Annotated in this window: 17 protein-coding genes; 10 read left to right on the plus strand and 7 right to left on the minus strand. The window is 64.7% G+C overall.

The window, feature by feature from the left end; all coding sequences use genetic code 11:
• Window positions 1–111: 111 nt before the first annotated feature.
• The gene (locus JN531_RS02885; RefSeq protein ID WP_228347353.1) at window positions 112–2,880 is read left to right on the plus strand and encodes a winged helix-turn-helix domain-containing protein; all 2,769 of its coding nucleotides are present in this window, start codon (window positions 112–114) and stop codon (window positions 2,878–2,880) included.
• Window positions 2,881–3,178: 298 nt separating this feature from the next.
• Entirely contained in the window at window positions 3,179–3,535 is a 357-nt protein-coding gene (locus JN531_RS02890) for a 2Fe-2S iron-sulfur cluster-binding protein (RefSeq protein WP_228347354.1), read from the plus strand.
• A gap of 32 nt (window positions 3,536–3,567) precedes the next feature.
• On the opposite strand, the gene JN531_RS02895 is transcribed toward JN531_RS02890, so the two are convergent.
• The 6 genes from JN531_RS02895 to JN531_RS02920 all read right to left on the minus strand — a co-directional run bounded on the left by JN531_RS02895 (window position 3,568) and on the right by JN531_RS02920 (window position 10,799).
• The gene (locus JN531_RS02895) at window positions 3,568–4,467 is read right to left on the minus strand and encodes a metal-dependent hydrolase (RefSeq protein WP_228347355.1); all 900 of its coding nucleotides are present in this window, start codon (window positions 4,465–4,467) and stop codon (window positions 3,568–3,570) included.
• Between the two features lie 81 nt (window positions 4,468–4,548).
• Window positions 4,549–6,270, minus strand: coding sequence for an ArnT family glycosyltransferase (locus JN531_RS02900; protein ID WP_228347356.1), 1,722 nt, complete (start codon window positions 6,268–6,270; stop codon window positions 4,549–4,551).
• Window positions 6,252–6,905, minus strand: coding sequence for a TVP38/TMEM64 family protein (locus JN531_RS02905; protein ID WP_228347357.1), 654 nt, complete (start codon window positions 6,903–6,905; stop codon window positions 6,252–6,254). Before JN531_RS02905 ends, JN531_RS02900 begins: the two co-directional genes overlap by 19 nt.
• Window positions 6,902–7,636 (minus strand): glycosyltransferase family 2 protein, encoded by a 735-nt coding sequence (locus JN531_RS02910; RefSeq protein WP_366522409.1) that lies wholly within the window; start codon window positions 7,634–7,636, stop codon window positions 6,902–6,904. Before JN531_RS02910 ends, JN531_RS02905 begins: the two co-directional genes overlap by 4 nt.
• 144 nt (window positions 7,637–7,780) lie before the next feature.
• The gene (locus tag JN531_RS02915; protein WP_228349967.1) at window positions 7,781–9,226 is read right to left on the minus strand and encodes a sigma-54-dependent transcriptional regulator; all 1,446 of its coding nucleotides are present in this window, start codon (window positions 9,224–9,226) and stop codon (window positions 7,781–7,783) included.
• Window positions 9,189–10,799, minus strand: coding sequence for a sensor histidine kinase (locus tag JN531_RS02920; RefSeq protein ID WP_228347359.1), 1,611 nt, complete (start codon window positions 10,797–10,799; stop codon window positions 9,189–9,191). The genes JN531_RS02915 and JN531_RS02920 overlap by 38 nt, the downstream gene beginning before the upstream one ends.
• 158 nt (window positions 10,800–10,957) lie before the next feature.
• Between JN531_RS02920 and JN531_RS02925 the strand changes: the two genes are divergently transcribed.
• The 8 genes from JN531_RS02925 (at window position 10,958) to JN531_RS02960 (ending at window position 19,957) form a co-directional block, all read left to right on the plus strand.
• A complete protein-coding gene (locus JN531_RS02925) occupies window positions 10,958–12,013 on the plus strand; it encodes a putative porin (protein ID WP_228347360.1) in 1,056 nt (351 codons plus the stop codon).
• On the plus strand, window positions 12,014–12,502 hold the full coding sequence (locus JN531_RS02930) for a hypothetical protein (protein ID WP_228347361.1): 489 nt from the start codon (window positions 12,014–12,016) through the stop codon (window positions 12,500–12,502).
• A 193-nt stretch (window positions 12,503–12,695) separates the two neighbouring features.
• Window positions 12,696–13,358, plus strand: a complete 663-nt coding sequence (locus JN531_RS02935) for a thermostable hemolysin (protein WP_228347362.1) — start codon at window positions 12,696–12,698, stop codon at window positions 13,356–13,358.
• Window positions 13,355–15,550: an AMP-binding protein gene (locus tag JN531_RS02940; RefSeq protein ID WP_228347363.1), complete on the plus strand. Its 2,196-nt coding sequence runs from the start codon at window positions 13,355–13,357 to the stop codon at window positions 15,548–15,550. The genes JN531_RS02935 and JN531_RS02940 overlap by 4 nt, the downstream gene beginning before the upstream one ends.
• Window positions 15,547–16,377 (plus strand): SDR family oxidoreductase, encoded by an 831-nt coding sequence (locus JN531_RS02945; protein WP_228347364.1) that lies wholly within the window; start codon window positions 15,547–15,549, stop codon window positions 16,375–16,377. Before JN531_RS02940 ends, JN531_RS02945 begins: the two co-directional genes overlap by 4 nt.
• 1 nt (window position 16,378) lies before the next feature.
• Window positions 16,379–17,008: a tetratricopeptide repeat protein gene (locus JN531_RS02950; RefSeq protein WP_228347365.1), complete on the plus strand. Its 630-nt coding sequence runs from the start codon at window positions 16,379–16,381 to the stop codon at window positions 17,006–17,008.
• A 19-nt stretch (window positions 17,009–17,027) separates the two neighbouring features.
• A complete protein-coding gene (locus JN531_RS02955) occupies window positions 17,028–18,701 on the plus strand; it encodes a phosphoethanolamine transferase (RefSeq protein WP_228347366.1) in 1,674 nt (557 codons plus the stop codon).
• Window positions 18,698–19,957, plus strand: coding sequence for a POTRA domain-containing protein (locus JN531_RS02960; RefSeq protein ID WP_228347367.1), 1,260 nt, complete (start codon window positions 18,698–18,700; stop codon window positions 19,955–19,957). The genes JN531_RS02955 and JN531_RS02960 overlap by 4 nt, the downstream gene beginning before the upstream one ends.
• Window positions 19,958–19,962: 5 nt before the next feature.
• Here JN531_RS02960 and glmS read toward each other — a convergent pair whose 3' ends face one another.
• Window positions 19,963–21,795, minus strand: coding sequence for a glutamine--fructose-6-phosphate transaminase (isomerizing) (gene glmS / locus JN531_RS02965; RefSeq protein ID WP_228347368.1), 1,833 nt, complete (start codon window positions 21,793–21,795; stop codon window positions 19,963–19,965).
• Window positions 21,796–21,800 lie beyond the last annotated feature (5 nt).

Raw genomic sequence — 21,800 nt, forward strand, 5'->3', positions numbered from 1 at the left:
CACCCTGTCAAAAGGTAGGCTTCATTCGCGGAAGGAGGGGTACCATGGTCCCCTATCGCAAAGCCCATGGCGTCTCGGTCGTCAGACGGTGTGGCGGCGTGAGGAGAGCCCTTGGCAAGACGAGACAAACCCGCCGGCTTCATTGAAACAAAGCTCAACGCGCCGCCGGTCGGTGAGCGCTTTATCAGCCGCAAGCCGCTGTTCCGGGACTTCCTGTCGAATACCGACCGGAATGTCCTCAGCGTGGTCGCTGCTGCCGGCTCGGGAAAATCGACCCTGCTGTCCGAGCTTCACCAGTCGTTTCTGGCCGAAGGTGTTCGCAGTTGCTGGATCAGCCTCGACGCTGAGGATGACAGCCCTGCGAGCTTCACGAACTACCTGATTGCCGCGCTGGGTTCGCTCAACACGACCGAGTCGCCTGACACCATCAAGCTGCCGCGCGCCAACCCGGCGCGGGATTTCGAGCCCCTGTTCAACGACATCGTTGCGCTGATGTCCTCGCTGCAGCAACCGGTCGCGCTGTTTCTCGATGATCTGCAGCACCTGCGCGACGAACAGCTTCAGCGATTCCTCAACAAGCTGTTGGTTCGGCTGCCGCCCTGCGTGAAAGTGGCGTTTGCGAGCCGGGAGGTGCCATTGCTCGATCTGGCACGCCTACGGGTGGCAGGTCGGTTACTCGAAGTCCGGCAGTCCGATCTCAGTTTCAACGCCGCCGACGCGCGTACCTTTCTCGCACGCGCGCACGATCTGGAGCTGGACGAACAGGATCTTGATGCCCTGATCGCCACCACCGAAGGCTGGCCAACCGGTTTGCAACTGGCGGCGCTGGCCCTTCGACGCCACCGTGGCCCGGCGCGGGACCTGATCGAACGCTTCTCGGGGCGCGATACCGACCTCACGGACTACCTCATGGAAGCCGTTCTCAATGGACAGCCCGAGAGTGTGCGCCGCTTCCTGCTGAAAACCTCGCCGCTAAGCCGGATGTCGCCGGAGCTTTGCCATGCGGCATCGGGAGATCCCGCCAGCGGAGAGATGCTCGCGCACCTGTCGCGGGCCAACCTGTTTGTCCTGTCGCTCGACCGACAGGGCAACTGGTATCGGTATCACCATCTGTTTTCCGATTTTCTCCGCCACGCGCTGCGTCGGTCCAACCCCGAGGACTACCGCCAGGTCTGTGCCAACGCCGCCGCATGGTGCGAACGCAACGGCCACATGACCGAGGCGATCCAGTACGCCCTGGACGGGCAGCATTTCGACCGGGCCTGCGAAATGATCGCCGCGCATGCACCGGCGCTTTCACAGGCCCACGGCGATCACTACACCGTGCTGGAGTGGATGCGGCGACTGCCCACAACGTTCCATCAACGCCGTCCGGAAATCCTGCTCAGTCACGCCTGGTCGCGCGCCTTTTCCCGGGACGCCGCCCTGTCCCAGGGACTCTGCGAACAGGTCAACACGCTGCTGGATCAGGGTGCACCGGACTGGCGACTGGACCCGGCCGGTCAAACCTACTGCCGACTGCTGTCGATGGTGATTCAGGTGATGGCCAAGGGCACTGCCGACTCGGTTGACGAATCCCTGAGGCTGGGGCTGGAACTGCGGACGCGTCTGGATGACCAGCAACCGTTCCTCGCAGCGTCCGTGTGCAACACCATCAGCTACTGCCACCTGACCCGGCGCGAGCTTGAACTCAGCGGTCGTGCGGCCGAGGATGCCGCACGCTTCGGACAGCTCGCCGGCATGTACTACGCCACGGTCTGGGCAGATTTTCTCCACGGGCTGGTCGACATCGAGCGCGGCAATCTGGGCGCGGCGGAGCACCATGCGCGGCGTGCCAACGCCGGTACCCATGCCGACGGCGAAGGCGTCCGCAATTACACCGTCAGTCTCGCCTCGTTGCTGAGCGCGGAGATCGCGATCCAGCGCTGCGACTTCGCCCGGGCCAATGAACATGTCAGCCATGCACGGACGTTCAGTGCGCTTTTTGGCCCGCTGCAGCCCCTGCTGCTGGCAATTCGCAGCGAAGCCCGGGTGACGGCATGGAAGGGCGACATCGAGCGATCGCGCCGGATTCTGACAGAGGGGCAGGACATGGCCCTCGGAACCCATCAGGAGCGTCTGTTCGTCAACCTGGTGGTCGAGGAAGCCGAGCTCTTGCTGGATCAGGGCGACGCCGAGGCAGCCGCCATGATTACCGCGCGCGCGCGCCTTCTGGATACCGACAACACGCTGTCTGGGCCTCATCTGCACCAGGGCGAACGTGAGGCGCTGGGGTTGTTGCGTATTCGCCTCGACCTGGCCGATGGCCGGATCGACAGCGCGCTGCGGCAGATTGCCCGCATGCTCCATGGCCTCGACAGCGCACAGCGGGTGAGCCTGGCGCAGAGCCTTCGCGCCCTGAAGGCGGTCGCCTTGTGGAAGTCGCAGCGCAACAACGACGCATTGCGGGAACTCGACCGCGCGCTGGCGACCGCTGCGGCGGACCAGCATGCGCTACCGCTGACTCGCGCAGGACCGGCGCTGCTGCCGATACTGAATGCCATTGGCGAACGCCGCCCGGACACGCCCTTGACCGGCGACATGGTGGCGCGCCGAGACCTTGAATCGCTGCTGGTGGCCACGCTCTCCGGTGATCGGGCACCCGCGCGGACGACCCATTCCGAGGCCAAGGACGACATACTGGTGCTGGAGCCGCTGACATCGCGGGAGGCCGAGCTGCTGCGATTGGTCGAAGCCGGTCTGGCCAATCGTCAGCTCGCCGATGCCCTCCTGATCTCCGAGGGCACGGTGAAATGGCATCTGCACAATATTTTCAGCAAGATCGGCGTCCGCAACCGAACAGCGGCAGCAAGCCGGGCGCGTGAACTGAAACTGATGTAACCGACCCCATCCGCAGCCCGCCGGAAGTTAGGGGCGACGGTGTCTCCTCGGCCAGACACTGTCGGCATGGTTTCCTCTGTCACTCCGATTCGCAGCACATGGGCTCGCACCGCAGCGACGTGCCGTGTCGGGCACGCCGTTGTTGACGCCCGCGGTGACAGACGGATCCTCCTTGCCGTGCATCTCGGCGTGCTGACGCGCCGCGACCCGCGTCGACTGCGCGGCCTTTCTGTTCAATCGGCAGGTCGCCACTTTGCGCTGACATGCCTTGGCCACGGTCCATCTGTCCGGAGACATCATGCCGTCAAGTAGCAGCGACACGCCCCCAAGCCACCTGGTTTCCTTTTGCTATGTCGACAGCGACGGCGTTTCACACCCGGTCGAAGGCCGCGTCGGCGAGACCCTGATGTCGGTTGCGACCCAGCACCTGATTGCCGGCATTGGGGGCGATTGCGGCGGCTGTTGTGCCTGTGGGACCTGTCAGGTCCGCATCACCGGGGTCGATCTTGGCGGGCTTCCACCGGCAACGGCATCCGAGCAGGACCTGCTGGCCTTCGCCAGCGACACGATCACACCCTCCACCCGCCTGGGATGTCAGGTGGTACTCGGTCCGCTACTCGCCGGTGCGGTGGTGCAGGTCGATACGTCCGGTTGATGCCGTGATGGCAATGCCGTCCGCGTCCCGCATCAGTCCTGCAGCTGCATGATCTCCGCCATCTTGTTGCGGTCGATCTCGAGTACGTCCCCACCCCGGCGCTGGTAGCGGCGCCAGGCGATCTGGATCGGGTTCTGTCGCTGGGTGACCAGCGGGTGCCGCCGGGGGTGGTAGCGCCGGCTGAAGACCGGCAGCGCTGCCCGCACGAACCGCAGCAGCATGAGCACGCAGAACCCCGTCTTCCACAGCCCCCTGAACGGGTTGCGGAACCAGCCTTCCACCTTCGCCATGTGGACATACGCCTTCAAGGTCTCGCCGGCAATGTGCAACAGGGCCGTGAGCACGGTCCACTTGCGATAGAGCTCGTGGCGGCCATAGAGATGCTGGTAGACCTCGAACGCCACCGCTCCATGTTCGACCTCTTCGACCTGATGCCAGACCCATAAGGCCTTGATGGTCGGGTCGGCATCTTCAAACCAGCGAGCGTGATTGTCGAGCACGATCATGCCACCGAGAAAGGTGAAGGTCTCATAGCCGGCGGAGAAGCCCACCATCTGCTTCAGCGAATCCGTCTTCGCCCGTGCCGAAAAGTAATCACGCGCATCGGCCTCGAATCGCGCTACACCCGGATACTGGGTGGCCAGGAACTGGTTGTAGGCAATGAAGTTTTTCGCGTGGTGTGCTTCCTGGCCACTGATGGCGGCCATATCGCGGCGCAAGGCCGGCGACTCGATCTCCGTCTTCGCCTTGGTCATGGTGCGCACCAGGTAGCGCTCGAAGTAGGGCACATGAATCCCCAGCGCATTGACGAACATGGAAAACTCCGGACAGGTCCGGCTCCACAGTCGACTGGACGCGGTCAGCTTTGCCACATCGAATTGCAACGGGCGGACGGGGAACCCGTCCATCGGATGGTTGAGATCATCTGCCACGGCCACTCTCCTGCGAAGCGTTGCAGGAGTATCAGATGCTCGCCAACGACGGACCCCTATCTTTGGATGTGGTGCGCCGCACTATCCTCCCGACACAAAGGCCCGGTATGACGCTGGCGGCGCGCATCCATCACTCATCTGCGTGTGGCTCAGCCAGTGCCAGTCCCGACGGTGAGCGGTCCCCAGCGCGGGCGCAGACGCCAGATCGAAGCACGGCAGGTCCGGCCCGTCGGGAACCAACAGGAATCGCTGCGGCGATGCCGCCATCCACTGCCAGGCGCGCCGCGCCTGAGCTTCGCGCGACGTGTTGTAGCCAAAATGTGTGACCCGCCCTGGCCAGAACAGCAGGATCTGTTCTTTCGGCTCGATCAATCCGAGTTCAGCACCGGCAGGCAGAACGGCCTGAGCCGCTGCCATCACCCGCGCCGGTGTTCTCAGTGGCTCGATCAACGGATAGCCGGCGACCGCTACGATGACCCAACTTGCGGCAAGCGCCGTCAGCCATCGCGGGATGGACGGCCAGTGCCACAGTCCGGCCAGCGTGATCGCCCAGGTCGCCGCCAAGATCAACATCAGGTAACCGAGAACCGTGATGTCCCGTGGCCGCACCGGATAGCCGCTCAGGGCCGACATCACCCTCGGATGATGCAACAGTGCCGCGACGCCGACCGCCAACAGCACCAGGGCAATGCATCCTGCAAGGGCGCGAAAAAGGACCCGAAGCCAGGCGGGTTCGGCATCCAGCGCCACCACGCGCGCGGCCATCAGGCTGAGCATCGGCAAGGCCGGCAGTACATAGACGCCACGCTTGCCCGGGCTGAAACTGAAAAACAACACCACCATTGCGATCCAAACCGCCATCACGACCATCGCCGGCTCACGCTGGAGGACCCGCCACAGACGGCGGCCATTGACGAGCAACAGCAGTGGCAGTGGGAACCACAGCACCGGAATCACGGCGGTCAGGAAATAGTGCCAAGGCTTTACGTGCATCCAGGGATCCACATACCGCTCGGCGGTCTGCTTCAGCAGGATATTGTCGCGGTAGGCGTGCAGCAGCGGGTCGCCGCTGGCATCGACGGCCCACCACATCGGCAACAGCCACAGTGCGATTACCAACAGCATGACAACGGGACCCGCCAGCGCCAGCGGCTGAAGCGCCTTGCGTGGCATCGTATGGCCACGAAACGCCAGCCACGCCAGCGGCAGCAACGCCAGGGCGGGCAGAAAGCCGACTCCCTTGGTGATGACCCCGGCTCCCATCGCCGCCCAGGCGAGTGCGTACCACCCCCACGCCGGACCGAGCAGGCAGTGCCGCAGCAGGCCGTACATACTCAAGGTGATCCAAGCGCAGACCATGGCATCGATCTGCGCATTTTTTGCCTGGATGAGGAACTGTGGCGCCACCATGAGCAGGACTGCAGCCTTCCGACCGACCCTTGGCGACCACAGTCGTGCCCCCAAATCCATCACCAGCACGAGGGTCAGGAGCCCGCTCAATGCGTTCGGGATCAGGAACGCCAGGCGCAGATCACCGATGGCGCTATACACCGCGGCGATCGACCACATGAACACCGGCGGCTTGTCCGGATACGGCTCGCCTCCACGCATGGGGATCAGCCACTGACCCGTATCGACCATCTCACGTGCCACCTGGGCGAACCGCGGTTCGTCGGCCGGCCACGGCGAGCGCTGCCCGATGCCAACGGCCAACAGCACCACCGCAAGCAGAAGCAGATAGCGCGTGGCGGGTGCTCGCCACAGGGTTTCTGACTGCACGGGCGTCACGATTTCACGCTGCATTCGTTGTGCCCGCCCCGGCGCAGCAGCAGACTTCCCAGCACCGTCGCTACCACCATCAGTGCCACCGCCAACCACAGCTGCAACAGGTCAGTCATCGCCATACCAGAGCCGATGAGGGCGAAGATCAACATCTGCGGCAGATAGCCGAGACCACTGCCAATGACGAAACTGCGCAGCGGCACACCGATGGCCCCGGCCGCCCAGTTGGTCAGCAGATTGCTGCCGACGGGGAGCAAACGGATGGTCAGCACACTCAGCATCGGTCGCGCCCGCATGGATGCCACCAAGGCACGACTGCGCGGGCCGGGTGGACTGAGGTGCATGCGAGCACAGTGCCGCGCCACGACAAATACCAGGATGGCCCCACACAACGCCGCCGAGGTCGAAAGAAGCGTCCCGGCAAGCGGGCCGAAAACGAACCCAAACAGGGCGGCGACCGCCTGCCGGGGCCCGCCGACCGCAGTGAAGCCGGCTGCCAGCGATACCAAGGCCGGCAGAAATAGCGGCCCGGTTCGCACCACCCACTCGCCGAGCGAGTCACGGTCCGGCAAAGCGATGACACCCCCCTGCACCGCATACCCCCCCGCCAGGACCACGGCTGCCAGCCCGAGTCCACGCCATACCCGCGTATTCATGCAGCGCTGTCGGTCAGCGCCGTGCGTTCGATCCGAACCTGGCGACTGCGGCGCTGCAGCCACATCACCCCCAGCAGGTCGACCACGCCGGCCCATGCGCGATTCCACGCGGAATATTTGGACTGTCCCTGTAACCTTGGCCGATGCCGAACCGGTACCACCGTCACGGAACCGCCCCGCGCCTGCACCAAGGCTGGGAGAAAACGATGCATGTGGTCGAAGTACGGCAGCGCGAGGTAGGTCGCCCTCGGCAGCAGCTTCAGCCCGCAGCCGGTATCCGGTACGCCATCGTGCAGCAACGCACCACGAATCCGGTTGGCAATCCGTGACTGCAGGCGCTTCCAGGTGGAGTCATGTCGATGGACACGATGTCCCGCGATGCAGAAATCCTCCTCAAACTGACGTTGGGCCGCTTCGATCAGACCGGGGATATCCGCGGGGTCGTTCTGTCCATCGCCATCGATCGTCACCAGGTAACGACCGCGGGAATGGCGCGCCGCGGTCATCAGAGCCGTGCTCTGCCCCGCGGCCCGATCGTGTCGAAGCACCTGCAGCGGGCAGCCGATGCGAGCGCCTGTGCCAAGTGCGCAGCCATAGGTCTCGTCGGTACTGGCGTCGTCGACCAGGACGACTTCGTAGGCAAACCGCCCCGCCAGTGCAGCCCGGATTTCAGTCAGCAGGGGGCCCACATTCCCGGCCTCGTTCTGGGCCGGGATCAGCACTGAGATCAAGGGCAATGCGGGAGCTTGCAACCCGGTCGCGGGCGAATCGGTGAGGAGCGGAATCTGGGTCATGACGGACGGACCGGCGAGCGTGAGGGCGACAGCATCCGCGACCCCGGCTTTCCAGCAGCCGTCCCCCAGGTTAAATCCCGTTCATGTCTCCCCACCCGTATCGTCGGCATCCCGAAGCTGATGGCGCTTCAGCTTGTACCAGAGGGTGCGCTCGCTGATCCCGAGCAGGGCTGCAGCCTGAGTCTTGTTGCGGTCGGTCTTGGCCAGCGCGGCGCGCAAATAGCGCTGCTCGGTTCGCGATACCGCCTGCTCAAGGTCAAAATCCACGATTGATGGATCCGCAACCTCCGAAATCACCCGGGCAGGTGCGGCCGGCGCCAAACCGAAATGCGGGACCTCCAACAGTGTGGATGCTCCGGCAACAATGCGCGCACGCTCGCAGACGTTACGCAACTCGCGCACATTACCCGGCCAGGCATAGGCCTGAAGTTGGGCTTCTGCTCCGGCTGAAATCCGCAGCGGGGCCCGCGCGTCATCGACAGACAGAAAATGGCGTACCAGCAGCGGGATATCCTCGGGTCGCTCGCGCAATGGCGGAAGTTGGATCCGGAACACGTCGAGCCGATAGAGCAAATCCGCACGCAGCCGCCCCTGCGCAACGGCCTCCGCGGGGTCGCGGTTGCTGGCCGCCACGATCCTAAGATCCAGCTTCCGGCTTTGGTTGGAGCCAAGACGTTCTACGGTCGATGCCTGCAGCACACGGAGCAATTTGGCTTGCAGCGCAGCTGGCATCTCGGTGATTTCGTCCAGAAATAGTGTGCCGCCACTGGACAGTTCGAACCGCCCCACCCGCTCGGCGACTGCCCCGGTAAAGGCACCGCGGACGTGACCAAACAGTTCGCTCTCGAGCATGTCAGCCGGAATGGCGGCACAGTTGATGGGAACAAAGAGTCGATCGCGCCGCTCCGAAGCGTCGTGCAAGGCCTGCGCGACCACTTCCTTGCCAGTGCCGGTCTCCCCGGTGAGGAGCACGCTGGCCGTGGTGGGTCCGACCTGCGCCACCGCTTTGCGAATCTCCTGCATGCTGGCACTCTCGCCGATCAACCCGAAGTGACCGGATGCCACGGCTTCTCGCAGAAAGCGGTTCTGTCGCAACAGCCAGCCTTGCTGCATGACCCGTGCGATGGCCAGCGCAAGCGCTTCCCGGTCAAATGGACGTTGAAGGAAGTCCAGCGCACCGAGTCGCATCGCGGCGACCGCCGTGTCGATACTGCCGTGCGCCGAGATCATGATCAGGGGAACCGCGATCTGGCGCTCGCGCATGGCTTCCTGCAGCCCCAGACCGTCCAGGCGCGGCATACGCAGATCAGAGATCACCAGGTCGACGCTTTCCGATTCCAGAACGGTCAGCGCACTAACCCCATCGTCCGCGACCACCACCGTGTGGCCCATGCGTTCCAGCATGATCTGCAGCACGCGCCGCATGCTGGGTTCGTCATCGACGACCAGTATGTGGAGCGCGGCAACCCCCAGGGCGTCGGACACGATTTCAGATCTCCCGAGGCAGACGGACTTCAAAGCAGGCACCGCGCGCAACCGGCAGCAGCCGGATGTCACCGCCATGCGCCCGGATGATCTCACGAACCACCGCCAGTCCGATGCCGGTGCCCCCTTCCCTCCGGTGAACGAAAGGCTCGAACACGGCCTCATGATCGGTCAGCGGAATACCCGGGCCATTGTCGGTGACCGTCAGTCGCCATCCCTCGGCATCGTCGCGACTGCACAATTCGATCCGGCCCTCGGTGGGAAGAATCTGGATCGCATTGCGGAGAAGATTGAACAACACCTGGAGCAGCTGTTCGGCATCGACCTGCAGCACGGGATCGTCGGCGGTTGGCGTGAACTGGATATGCACCTGCTTGTCGCGCGCCTGTAGCCTGACCATGGCCACCGCCCGTGCGACCAGCGCGTCGATATGCTCGGGCTGGCGCTGCGGCGGCCGTGCGCGCGCCTGGTCAAGCAGGGCGTTGACCAGGCGCTCAAGACGCTGACTTTCGGATTCGATGAAGCCCAACAACTCACGACTTTCTGCATCGAGTTGGGTCGGGTCAATGGTCTGAACGGAACTTCGGACAATCCCCAGCGGCGTTCGGATCTCGTGGGCCATGATAGCCGCGAACTCGCCGACCGCGGCCAGTTTTGCGGCTCGAACCAGCGTCTGTCGCTGTCTTTCAAGGTCATCGACCATCCGCGCGAGCGACTGTCGCAAGTGGTGAATCTCGCGTGGCGCGCCACGGCCCAACCCGGGCAACTCCCCTCCCCCGCCCAACTGCAGTGCGGCCTCGCTCAGTCGCACCAGTGGCTGCGCTATACGCCCGGAAAACCAGGAAGCTGCCAGCACGATCAGGGCAGCTGCCAGCGCCAGCAAGCCGGCGAAGGCCCATGCCATCCCGCGAATCGGCGCGAAGGCGGTCGCATAGCTTTGCTGCAGGTGCGTCGTCCACTGGTCTCCATCCGCTGCCACGGGCGCAGGCAAACGGACCATGGCCGTGAGCCATGCGCCATTCCCCATCAACGTCGCTGAAGTCTCACGAAGCCCGCGGCTCGCCACCACGCGCGTTCCCGCCTCATCCTCCACCCAGGCTCGCAGAGTATCGCCTGCCGCCAGGTCCAGAATCTGCTGCTCCTCGCGCCAATCCAGACGCACGAGAAGGGCCCCCAGCGGTCTGTCATCGAAACGGGAATGGAGGGAGGCCACGACGACGCCCTCCGCATCTTCCCGGTCCGGGTTGGCTGGCAGGCACAAGCGTGTTCCCGACATCGGCATGCCACATCCCGGCGGCAGCGCGACGGCCTGACCCAGCACCCCGGGATGACTACTGGCCACCACCACGCCGGCCGGACTGATGGCGTCCAATCGGGTGAAGAGCGCGGGATTGCGGCGCTGGGTGTCGAGCAGGAAGGCCGACAGACGCTTGTCGACATCATTGACCGCGAGATCCTGCATGACCTCCAACTCTCGCCACCCCTCTACGGCCTGCACGCGCTCAGCAACCCCCTGGCGTAATTTCGCGGCCACGGTCTCAGCCTGAGCCTGAAGACTGGCCTCGATTTCGCGACGGACGACATCACGGGTTTGCCAGAAGGCCAGCGCCATCATCAGCACTGCGGGCGGTACCGCGACTGCAGCAAACGCCAACAGCAACAGGCGGCGTACACTGGAGGGAGCACGCTCGGCATGCCGCCTCCCGGCAGCTTGGGCCCTATCAGAATTGTCGACCCGCTTGATCGCCCGCTCCCATGAATGCGTTGCTCCGCATGATACGACCGCTTATCCGCGTTGCGGTGGCCGTCACCCTGCTTTCGCCGCCGCTGCTGATGGCGCAGCCTGCAGCGGATGGCGAGATCGATCCGCTGCCCGGCGAGTCCAGCGGGCTCGGTCTGCCCCCCCTCCACCTGGGGGGCCAAGTCTTCCGACTCGGCGGCTATCTCGAAGCCGTCGCCGCTGACACCCTGCAAGCCCCCGCTCGGGTCGGGCTCGATCGGGTCAGCCTGATCGGCAGCTGGCAATCTCGCCAGGCCTGGAGCGGCTTGCTGGAACTGGAACTGAAGAACCTGGTCCGCCTGCAACCCGGCAATAGCAGCGCTGATGAAGGGCGCCCGGTCTTGGAGCGCGCCTATCTCGACTATGCCCGGTCCGACGCTTTGCAGCTACGTGCCGGTAAATTCCTCACACCGATCGGCCGCTGGAATCCGCTGCATGCCGCACCGCTGACGTGGACGACCTCGCGGCCGCTGATTACCGAAGACACCTTCCCTACCAATGCGACCGGGGCGATGTTGCGCGGCGTATTGCCGATTCGGGGGCAGGCACTGGAGTGGGCAGCCTGGGCATCGCCGGGCGAAGAACTTTTTCCGGAAGCCCGCGCCAAGACATTCAATGAAGCCTACGGCCTGCGTTTGATTCAGGATCTTGGACCCTACTGGCAGCTGGGCTTGTCACTCGCTGATTATGAGGAGGCGGGAGATCCGACCCGAAAAACCCTCTACAGCGCAGACTTTCGCTTCGCGGCGAAGGGCTGGGAGCTGAGCGGCGAATTCGCACACCGGGTGTTGTCACGAACCACTCAGCGTGCCGATGAGGAAGGGCTCTACCTGCAGGCGGTCGCACCGCTGTCGCCCCGTTGGTTTCTGGTGCTGCGGCATGAGTCATTCGACAGTGCCGGAGCCTTGGATGACCTGCACCTGACGCTTGGCGGGCTGACGCTGCGCTGGTCGCGCAGTCTGGTGGGCAAACTGGAATATCGTCGAGCCACCGAAAATGCGGCCGGAGTGCCGGAAGGCTGGCTGGGCTCGCTGGCGGTGCTGTTCTAGATGCGACGGCTGGCCGGACTGCTGCTGATCGGGTTGCTGATGCCCGCCCATGCCGAGGGGCCGGTCACCGCGCCCGGCGGCGGCGAGCCGACGACAACGCTTGCGATTGTGGTAGCGGCGACCGATCAAAGCGCGCGCGCAGATCGCGCCATGATTGCACTGGCCTATCGACGCAAACGACAGTTCTGGCCAGACGGCAGACGCATTCACCCAATCAACCTGCCGGCCGCTCACCCGCTCCGGTTGCAGTTCTCCAACCAGATGCTGGGCGCCAGTCCCGCGGCGCTGGTGGACTACTGGAACGCGGAGTACTTCCTGGGGATCCTGCCGCCCTATGTCGCCGCCTCCCCGGCGGCCCTGGTGGCCCGCGTGGCAGGGACCCCCGGCGCGGTGGGCTACGTCGACGGCTGTACCCAGGACCCGCGCCTTCGCGTGCTGTTCTTTCTGCACTCGGACGGCCGCAGTGACGCTGACGCACCCGCGTGTTGACCCCGCAACCCTCGACTGCAATTTATTGCAGTAACGCAAGAACCTGCAGCCCGTTTCGGCTCTAATGGACGGAACTTATTTGATATTTTTCAGTAACTTGAAAATATAGGCAGTCAGAAATCAGGCTGGCACAGGGCTTGCCCTTTCAGCTCCAAGACCGGGGACGTTCCCCGCCGCTTTTGGAGTCGCCGAAATGACCGCTGCCCTCGCCACCAGCGTCCCCCAACCCCAGCGCCGCACACGTCCGGCAGTGGTCCGCGTGGCCCACCTGTTCCGTCCCGAACGCCCGCGGGCTGCCAGCTTCATTACCCAGACCTATCAGCGCCACTACCAGGCGCGGGTCCTGCCCTACCTGATGCCGACCCTGCTCGGACTGGCCGATGCCGAGTCGCAGCTGGCAGCCGCATTCGGACTTCGCCATTACCACGGCGGGGGCCTGATGGCGCGCTACCTGGGCGACCCGCTGCACACGTTGCTGCCGGACCAGCCGGGGGCTGTGCCCCCACTTGAACTCGGCAACCTGGCAGGTGAACGACCGGGCGCCCTGCGCGCGCTTGTGCAAGCCCTGGCACCTTCGCTCGCGGCAGAGGGGCATCGCTGGATGCTGTGCACCGCGACGCATCAGCTCCGCAACGGCCTCACGCACGCCGGAACGGTCTGGCAGGCGCTTGCCCCGGCCAGACCGGAGGTCCTGCCCCCCGAGCAGCGGGCGCACTGGGGCCACTACTTCGATCACGACCCGGTGGTGATCGCGATCGATATTCCCGCCAGCTGCGTCCGGCTTGGCGCCTTCCCCGAGATGGCCCAAGCCAACACCGTTGCACTGCTGCGCGGCATCCGTGGAGCAGATGCATGAACACCCTTCTCGAACATATCGAGGCCCACGCTGCCGCCACCCCGCAAGCGATCGCGCTGGTCGGACCGACTGGCTCGATGACGTATGGCAGGCTCGCCGATGCGGTAGTTGCGCTGACGCTGGCCCTGCCACCGAAAAGGACCGCGCACGACTCGCTTGTCGCCGTGCTCGGTGACAACACCCCAGGATGGGCAGTCGCCGATCTGGCATTGATGAATGCCGGATATTGCAGCCTGCCGCTGCCGCCATTCTTCACCGACGGGCAACTGCAGCATGCGCTCGACAGTAGCGGTGCCGGCTGGGTTCTAACCGCCGATACCGATCGCATTGTCGGGCTCCGCGAGACCACCGGCACGCCGCACCCGCTCAACATCGCCGGTGAAACCTGGTGGCTAATCGAGATGCCGGGCACCTCGACGATCGACCGCCCGGCCGGTACGGCCAAGATCACGTTCACCTCAGGCAGTACGGGCCAGCCCAAAGGGGTCTGCCTGTCGGCTGAGGCAATGCTGCAGGTTGCGCAGTCCCTGGCCGAGGCCACGGGACTGCACAGCGATGATCGCCACCTGTGTGTCCTGCCCCTGTCGACCCTGCTGGAGAACATTGCCGGCCTCTACGCGCCGCTGCTGCGGGGCGCCAGCACGTTACTCCCAGGACTCGCGGCAGTCGGGGTTCAGGGGGCAGCCAGTTTCGATCCGTCCCGTTGTCTCGAGATGCTGGGGCGCACCCGCGCCACCTCACTGATCACCGTTCCGGCGCTGCTGCAGGCCCTGATGGCAACAAGTCCGGCCGATGATCCTCGCCGCCGAACGCTCCGATTCGTGGCACTGGGGGGTGCAGTCGTGGCCCCGACGACCATCGCAATGGCCCACCGCCTCGGGTGGCCGGTGCAGGTGGGATACGGCCTGTCCGAATGTGCTTCGGTGCTCTGTCTCAACACCGATGCGGCACATCGCGTTGGCAGCGTCGGCCGCCCGCTGCCACACGTCTCACTGCGAATCGATGATGCCGGTGTGATCCATGCCCGCGGAAGTGCCTTTCTCGGCTACCTCGGCCACCCCCAGCCGGTCACGGACTGGGTCGATACCGGAGACATAGGACGCATCGACGCGGATGGCTTCGTCTACATCGAAGGGCGCCGGAAAAACCTGTTTATCACCGCCTATGGTCGCAATGTCAGTCCGGAGTGGGTCGAGGCGGCGCTGCAGGCTGAGGCCCCGTTGCTGCAGGCGGTGGCCGATGGTGAAGGGCGCCGCTTCAATGTCGCCGTACTCACTGCCTTGCCCGAGTCACGGCCCGAAGCAATCCGGGCAGCGGTTGATCGCGCCAACGCACACCTTCCTGATTACGCGCGGATCCAGGCCTGGATCGTGGCCGACGCGCCGTTCAGCCATACCAACGGCTTGGCCACAACGACCGGCAAACCCCAGCGCACGGCGGTGTTGTCGCGCTTCGCCGACCAACTCGATGCCTTGACCCTCGCTCACCCACCCCTACCCGAAACCACGGAGCACCCCATGGAACCTACTCTCTACGACCGTCTCGAGACTGTCACTGCGCCCCAGCGCGGAGCCATGTTGACGATTCCCCTGGTGCAAACAGCGCTGGACGGCCGCATTACCCGCGAGGCCTACTTGGCCTTCCTGACAGAAGCCTTCCACCATGTCCGGCACACCGTGCCGCTGATGATGGCTTGCGGCGCGCGTCTGGGAGCTGACGCCGGCTGGCTGCAGCCCCTCGTCAGTGAGTACATCACCGAAGAGATCGGACACGAGAAGTGGATTCTCGACGACATCCGCGCCTGCGGTGGCGATGCCGAGGCAGTCGTCGCAGCAGGCCCCTGCGCCGCAACCGAACTGATGCTGTCCTATGCCTACGACGGGATCCAGCGTGGCAACCCGTTGAGTTTCTTCGGCATGGTCTACGTCCTCGAGGGTGCCAGCACCGCCCTGGCCCTGAAAGCAGCTGATGGACTGAAGCAGTCACTCGGATTGAAAGCGAGCGCACTGCGATACCTGCGCAGTCATGGGGCTGTGGACCAGGAGCATGTGCAGTTCTTCACCAATCTGGTGAACCGAATTGATCGGGTCGAAGATCAGGACGCCATCCTCCACGCCGCGACGATGTTCTACGAGCTCTACGCGAATATGCTGCGCAGCATCGAGGTGACGTCGGTGAGGGCCGCAGCATGAATCTGCGCCATCACACCATCCTGATCACAGGCGCCACTGGCGGCATCGGCGAGGCACTGGCACGTCAGTTGGCCGATCGGGGGGCACGCCTGCAGCTCAGCGGCCGCGCATCGCCTCAGCTCGATAGTCTGGTCGCCGAATTGGTCGAGCGCGGCGCCGAGGCCATCGCGTTACCCGCGGATCTCGCCGATCCCGAGGGCGCCCAACGGCTTGCCAATCACTGTCTTCCGGAGGGGCTGCCGGACGTGATCATTCACTGCGCCGGCATGATGCACTTTGGGGACTATGCGGACGTTAGGGGAGGCACCGTCGATGCGTTGATGCAGGTCAACGCGCTGTCACCCATGCAGCTCACCCGTGCGCTGCTACCCGCCTTGCAGCGCCGTGGCAGTGGCCGCCTCGTATTCGTCGGTTCGGTGTTCGGCAGTCTCGCTTTCCCACTCTATGCCACCTATTCCGCCAGCAAATTCGCGCTACGCGGCTTCGCTCAGGCGTTGCGCCGCGAGCTCGATGGCAGTGGCGTCGATGTCACCTACGTGGCACCACGCTTCACCGATACGCGGCTGAATCAGGGCGCTCCAGCGCAGATTGCCGAACACACCAAGATGGCACGGGACACCCCCGAGCAGGTTGCCGCTGCCATCGTTGTGGCGATCGAGCAGGGTCGCCGCTATCGCTGGTTCGGCTGGGCCGAACGCCTGTTCATGACCGTCAACAGTCTGTGGCCCAGCCTGATCGACAAAGCCTTGCGAAAGCAGACCCGCCAGATGCGTGCCATCGCCGGCATTCCCCCGACCGCACCCTCCCTCAGCTCCCGAGGTACATGACATGAAAACAACCGCCACCCTCCTGACCGCCCTTCTGCTGTTCACCAGCACGACCCAGGCCGCCATGCCCGACGACGTCCGCATGCTGCAGCAGCGCTGGGATCAGGTCTACTTCCAGCTTGAGGGGCGCGCACAGGAAGACGCCATCGGCACGCTCACGCGCGACAGCGAGGCCGTACTGGCGGCGCACCCTGACAGTGCCGAGGCCTGCATCTGGCGGGCGATCATCCTGTCGAGTGATGCCAAGATCAATGGCGGACTGGCCGCCCGCGGCAAGGTGGCTGAGGCGCGCACCCTGTTGCTGTCCGCCGACCGCCTCGACCCGCAGGCGCTGGACGGCGCCATTCCTGCTTCGCTGGGGAGCCTCTACGCCAACGTGCCAGGCTGGCCGATTTCCTACGGCGACAAGCAGAAGGCCCTGGTCTATCTGAAGCAGGCACTGGCCATGGCGCCGGACAATATCGACGCGCTGTATTTCATGGGTGACCTGCTGCGCCAGCAGGGCGATGACGCGCAGGCACGGGAACTGCTCACGAAAGCCCTCGCAGCGCCGCTTCGATCCGATCGTGAAGTGGCCGATATCGGCCGCCGCAACGAGATCCGCCAGGCGATCGCCTCACTGTCACGCTGAGACACGGCAGCCCCCGACCATGAACGCCCTATTGACCAAGGTGTCGCAGAAGCAGCGGGCCATTGCCGGTTCGCGCCTGGCGCTGACGGCACCCGCAGTGCTGATGGCGGGCGCGCTGTATCTCAGCATCGCCCTCAATGATCCCCTCTGGCGACAGGTACTGGATGCGCTTCCCGCCGGCTCGATCTGGGTCTCCGGCGGGCTGATCGCGAGCCTGGCCCTGATCCTGCTCGCGGGCACGTACACCCTGCTCGCCATGGTCGCGCCGGCCCGGCTGCTGAAGCCGGTGGTCCTGCTGATGATGCTGGTCGCCACCCTCTGTCACTACTTCATGCGCCGCTATGGCGCGGTGATCGATACCCAGATGCTGGTGAATGTGGTGGAGACACATCGGGGCGAGGTTCGCGAGCTGCTGTCTCCGACCTTGCTGGCGGAGGTGGTGATCTATGTCGGGCTACCTGCGTTGGCACTGACTCGGATCGACCTCAAGCCCATGTCCCTGAGGCGCGCCAGCACCACCCGGGTCCTGTATGGGGTAGCGCTGTGGGGGCTGGCCGTGGCGGTCGCGCTGGTGCAGTACAAGGAGGTATCGCTATGGCTGCGTGCGCACGCCGAACTTCGCGAATACCCCAATCCGGTGGTACCGGTGGTATCGGCTGTACGACTGCTGGCGGACCAGCTGGCGGATGGACACCCATCGCTGATCTCCATCGCCGAGGATGCCGAGCCGCGGGCCGCGAGCGCGTCGTCGCGCCGTCGCGTGGTGGTCATGATCGTCGGCGAGACGGCCCGCGCCGATCACTTCGGCATCAACGGCTATGGACGCGATACCACGCCGCGCCTGTCGGCAAGGGGCGACGTGGTGGCGTTTTCGGACATGCAGTCCTGCGGGACCTCCACCGCGGTCTCGGTGCCTTGCATGTTCGCACTCGAAGATCGGCGACACTTCGATCGCAATCAGGCTCGTCACACCGAGAACGTGCTCGATGTGCTGCAACGGGTCGGCGTGACCGTGCAGTGGCGCGAAAACAATTCAGGCTGTCAGGGCGTCTGCAACCGCATCCCGACCCAGCGCTTCAGTGCCGAGAGCCATCCGAGTCAGTGCTTTGATGGGGAATGTCACGACGAAGTCCTACTGTCCGACCTGCGCGCACAACTTCAGCACGGCACCGGCGACCAACTGATCGTATTGCATCAGCTGGGCAGCCATGGGCCGGCCTACTTTCGGCGCTATCCAGAGCGCTTCCAGCATTTCACACCGGAGTGCGCGCAGGACGATGCCTATCGCTGCGATACCACCGCACTGGTCAACAGCTACGACAACACCATTCGCTACACCGACCATGTCATCGACCGCACCATCGAACTGCTGAGTCGACTACAGCCAGAGGCAGACGTTGGACTGCTGTATGTCTCCGATCACGGCGAAAGCCTGGGCGAAGGTGGCCTCTACCTGCATGGCTTTCCCTACGCCCTGGCCCCCGCCTCACAAACCCGCGTCCCGCTGATTGCCTGGTTGAGTTCCGGCCTCAAGCGCCAGCTATCGCTAGGCGGTGACTGTCTGAGGCGATCGGCCGCGAGCCCGCATTCTCATGACGAGATCTTCTCAACCTTGCTGGGCCTGTTCGACGTGCGTACCACGGCATACCGCCCGCGGGATGACCTCTTCGGCGATTGCCGGATCCACGCATGATCACCGGCGGCCGATACGCGGCACTGTGTCTGACGTTGGCCCTCGCCATGGTCCGCGCGGAAGCCGCCGCCCCCATCGGCGAGATCCGCTTCGAGGGCAATCGCATCACCCAGGACGTCACCATGTTGCGCGAGATTGGCATCCGCGTGGGTGAACCGCTTGACGAAGCGCGCATCGAGCAGAGTCGCCAGGCCCTTCAGGATCTCGGGCTGTTTCGCAAAGTGGAGGCACATCACGTTGCAGGCTCGACCGGAGAGGTGGTGATCTTCACCGTCACGGAGAAGTGGTACCTGCAGGCCTACCCCAGACTGTCCGCCAACAGCGACGGGCAGAATAGCTACGGCGCGGAAGTACGATGGAACAACCTTTGGGGGCTGAACCACAGTCTGCGCGCCCTGGGCCGCAGCCGTGACACCCGGGAAGCCGGACGTGGCCGCGACATCAGTTACCGACTTAGCTATAACGCGCCTTTCCTGATCGGCCCGCACAGCGGATTGCGCGGCAGTCTCGCCCACGACGCCACGCGCTTTGAAACACCCGATCACTATGTCGAGACGGTGGAGGAGGCGGAGCTCATGCTGACCCACGCCTACGGACTCGATCATCAGGCCAGCCAGGGCTGGACCATCGGCATCGGTCCCTATTGGCGGCGCCAGTCGGTCGACGTCGACACCGCTGCACGCACCTACGGCGAGAGCTGGGCGCTGGCCACGCAGGCCGACTACCTTGATCTCCGCGATCATGTCTATAGCGAGACCGGCCATCGAGCGCGGGCTCGTCTCGAAGTCGCCGACCAGAACCTTGGATCTGACTACAGCTACCTGTTACTGACGGGAGAATTGCTGCACGCCGAGGCCATCGGCACGCGGGCACACCAAACGCTGGAAACCGCGCTACGGTTTGGCCTGCGCAACAATGGGCTGTCGAATCATCCGGCCTTCACCCTGGGCGGTACAGACGGCCTTCGCGGCTATGACCGTCGTTCCATGAAAGGCAACCTCTTCTATCTGGCCAGTGTGCAATGGCTTCGACCCGTGATCTGGGACAGCCTGCGTGCGGTTGTCGGGGTGGAGATCGGAAATGTCGCCAAGGCCGACCAGCCGGTATCGGATCAACCGCAAATCAGCTTCAACGCCGGCCTTCGGCTACGACCCAAGCGCTTGGTCGGCTTCGAGTTAGAACTGGGGGTAGCCTTCGCGCTCGGCGGAGACACACCCGGCAGCGCACGCCCCTACGGTGGCAAGGTCGGCAACTGAACCGGCTACTCCACCGTCACACTCTTGGCGAGGTTGCGCGGCTGGTCGACATCGGTGCCCTTGAGCACCGCCACGTGATAGGCCAATAGCTGCAGGGGGATGGTGTAGACAATGGGATCGGTGAGTTCAGCGCCATGCGGCATGCCGAAGACGGTGACGCCGGGCTCGTCACGGAAGCCCGCTTCGGCGTCGGCGAACACCAGCAGCTCGCCGCCGCGGGCGCGCACTTCCTGCAGGTTGGATTTCACCTTGTCGAGCAAATCGCCACGTGGCGCGACCGCGATCACCGGCATGTCCTCGTCCACCAACGCCAGCGGGCCGTGCTTGAGCTCCCCCGCAGCATAGGCTTCGGCGTGGACATAGCTGACTTCCTTGAGCTTGAGGGCCCCTTCCATCGCCACCGGCCACATCGGCCCCCGTCCGAGGAACAACGCGTTCTGCTTGGTCAGCAGGCTCTCGGCGATCTGACGAATGCGGTCGTTCTGGGCCAGCACGTCCTCCACCAGTCGCGGTGCGGCTTCAAGCTGGGCCACCAGCTCGGCCTCGCGTTCCGCATCAATGGCACCACTTCGGCGCGCCATCAGCAGCATCACCAGTGCCAGCGCCATCAGCTGGGTGGTGAACGCCTTGGTGGAGGCGACGCTGCGCTCGGGGCCAGCGTGGGTCATCAGGGCGATGTCGGACTCACGTACCAGTGACGACTCGGGGGCATTGCAGATCACCAGTGCAGCGGCCACGTTGGCGCTCTGACGCGCGTGACGCAGGGCTTCCAGCGTGTCTGCGGTTTCGCCGCTCTGGGAGATGGTGATGAACAGGGTGTCGGGGGCGATCACCGGATTGCGATAGCGGAACTCGCTGGCCAGCTCGACCTGGCACGGTACGCGGGCGATCTGTTCGAACCAGTAGCGCGCCACCATGCCGGCGTGCGAGGACGTGCCGCAGGCGACGATGTGGACGTTCCTGACACGGGCCAGCAGCGCCTCCGCCTGCGGCCCCAGGCAGGCCTCGAGCACCCGGCCATGGGCAGTTCGCCCCTGCAGCGTCTGCGCCAGCGCGACCGGCTGTTCGAAGATCTCCTTGGTCATGAAGTGCCGGTAGGGGCCCTTGTCGACGGCATCAGGCGACAACGTCGAGGTACGCACCGGGCGTTGTTGCATGGTGCCGTCGGCGGTGAAGATCTCGTAGCCGCTGGCGCGCAGTTCGGCGATGTCGCCTTCTTCCAGATAGACAAAGCGATTGGTCACGGGCAGCAGCGCCAGGGCATCGCTGGCGGCAAAGTGCTCACCGATACCGACCCCCAGCACCAGCGGGCTGCCCTTGCGGGCCAGCAGCAGGTGGTCGGGACTGTTGGCGTCGATCACCGCCAGCGCATAGGCACCCCGTAGCTCAGGAAGAATGGCGCACAGCGCCTGGCGTAGACTGCTGCCAGCGTCGATTTGCTGCTGCAGCAGGTGCGCCACCACTTCGGTATCGGTCTCCGACTCGAAGGCGTAGCCGGCATCGATCAGGCGTGTCCGCAGCGCCTCGTGGTTTTCAATGATGCCGTTGTGGACCACCGCCACCGTGCGCGACGCATGGGGGTGAGAGTTGCGCTCAGCCGGCACGCCGTGAGTGGCCCAGCGGGTGTGGGCAATGCCGAGACGGCTATCCAACGGGGAGGCCGCCAGGGCATCGGCCAGTGCCGCTACCTTGCCGACCGCGCGCCGTCGCTGCAGGCCATTGTCTCCCACCAGCGCCAGCCCGGCGGAATCGTAGCCACGATATTCGAGCCGGCGCAGACCCTCGATCAGAATCGGACTGACGTTGCGTTGCGCGATGGCGCCGACAATGCCGCACATGATGG

It is taken from the genome of Flagellatimonas centrodinii, assembly GCF_016918765.2.
Classification (GTDB): domain Bacteria; phylum Pseudomonadota; class Gammaproteobacteria; order Nevskiales; family Nevskiaceae; genus Polycyclovorans; species Polycyclovorans centrodinii.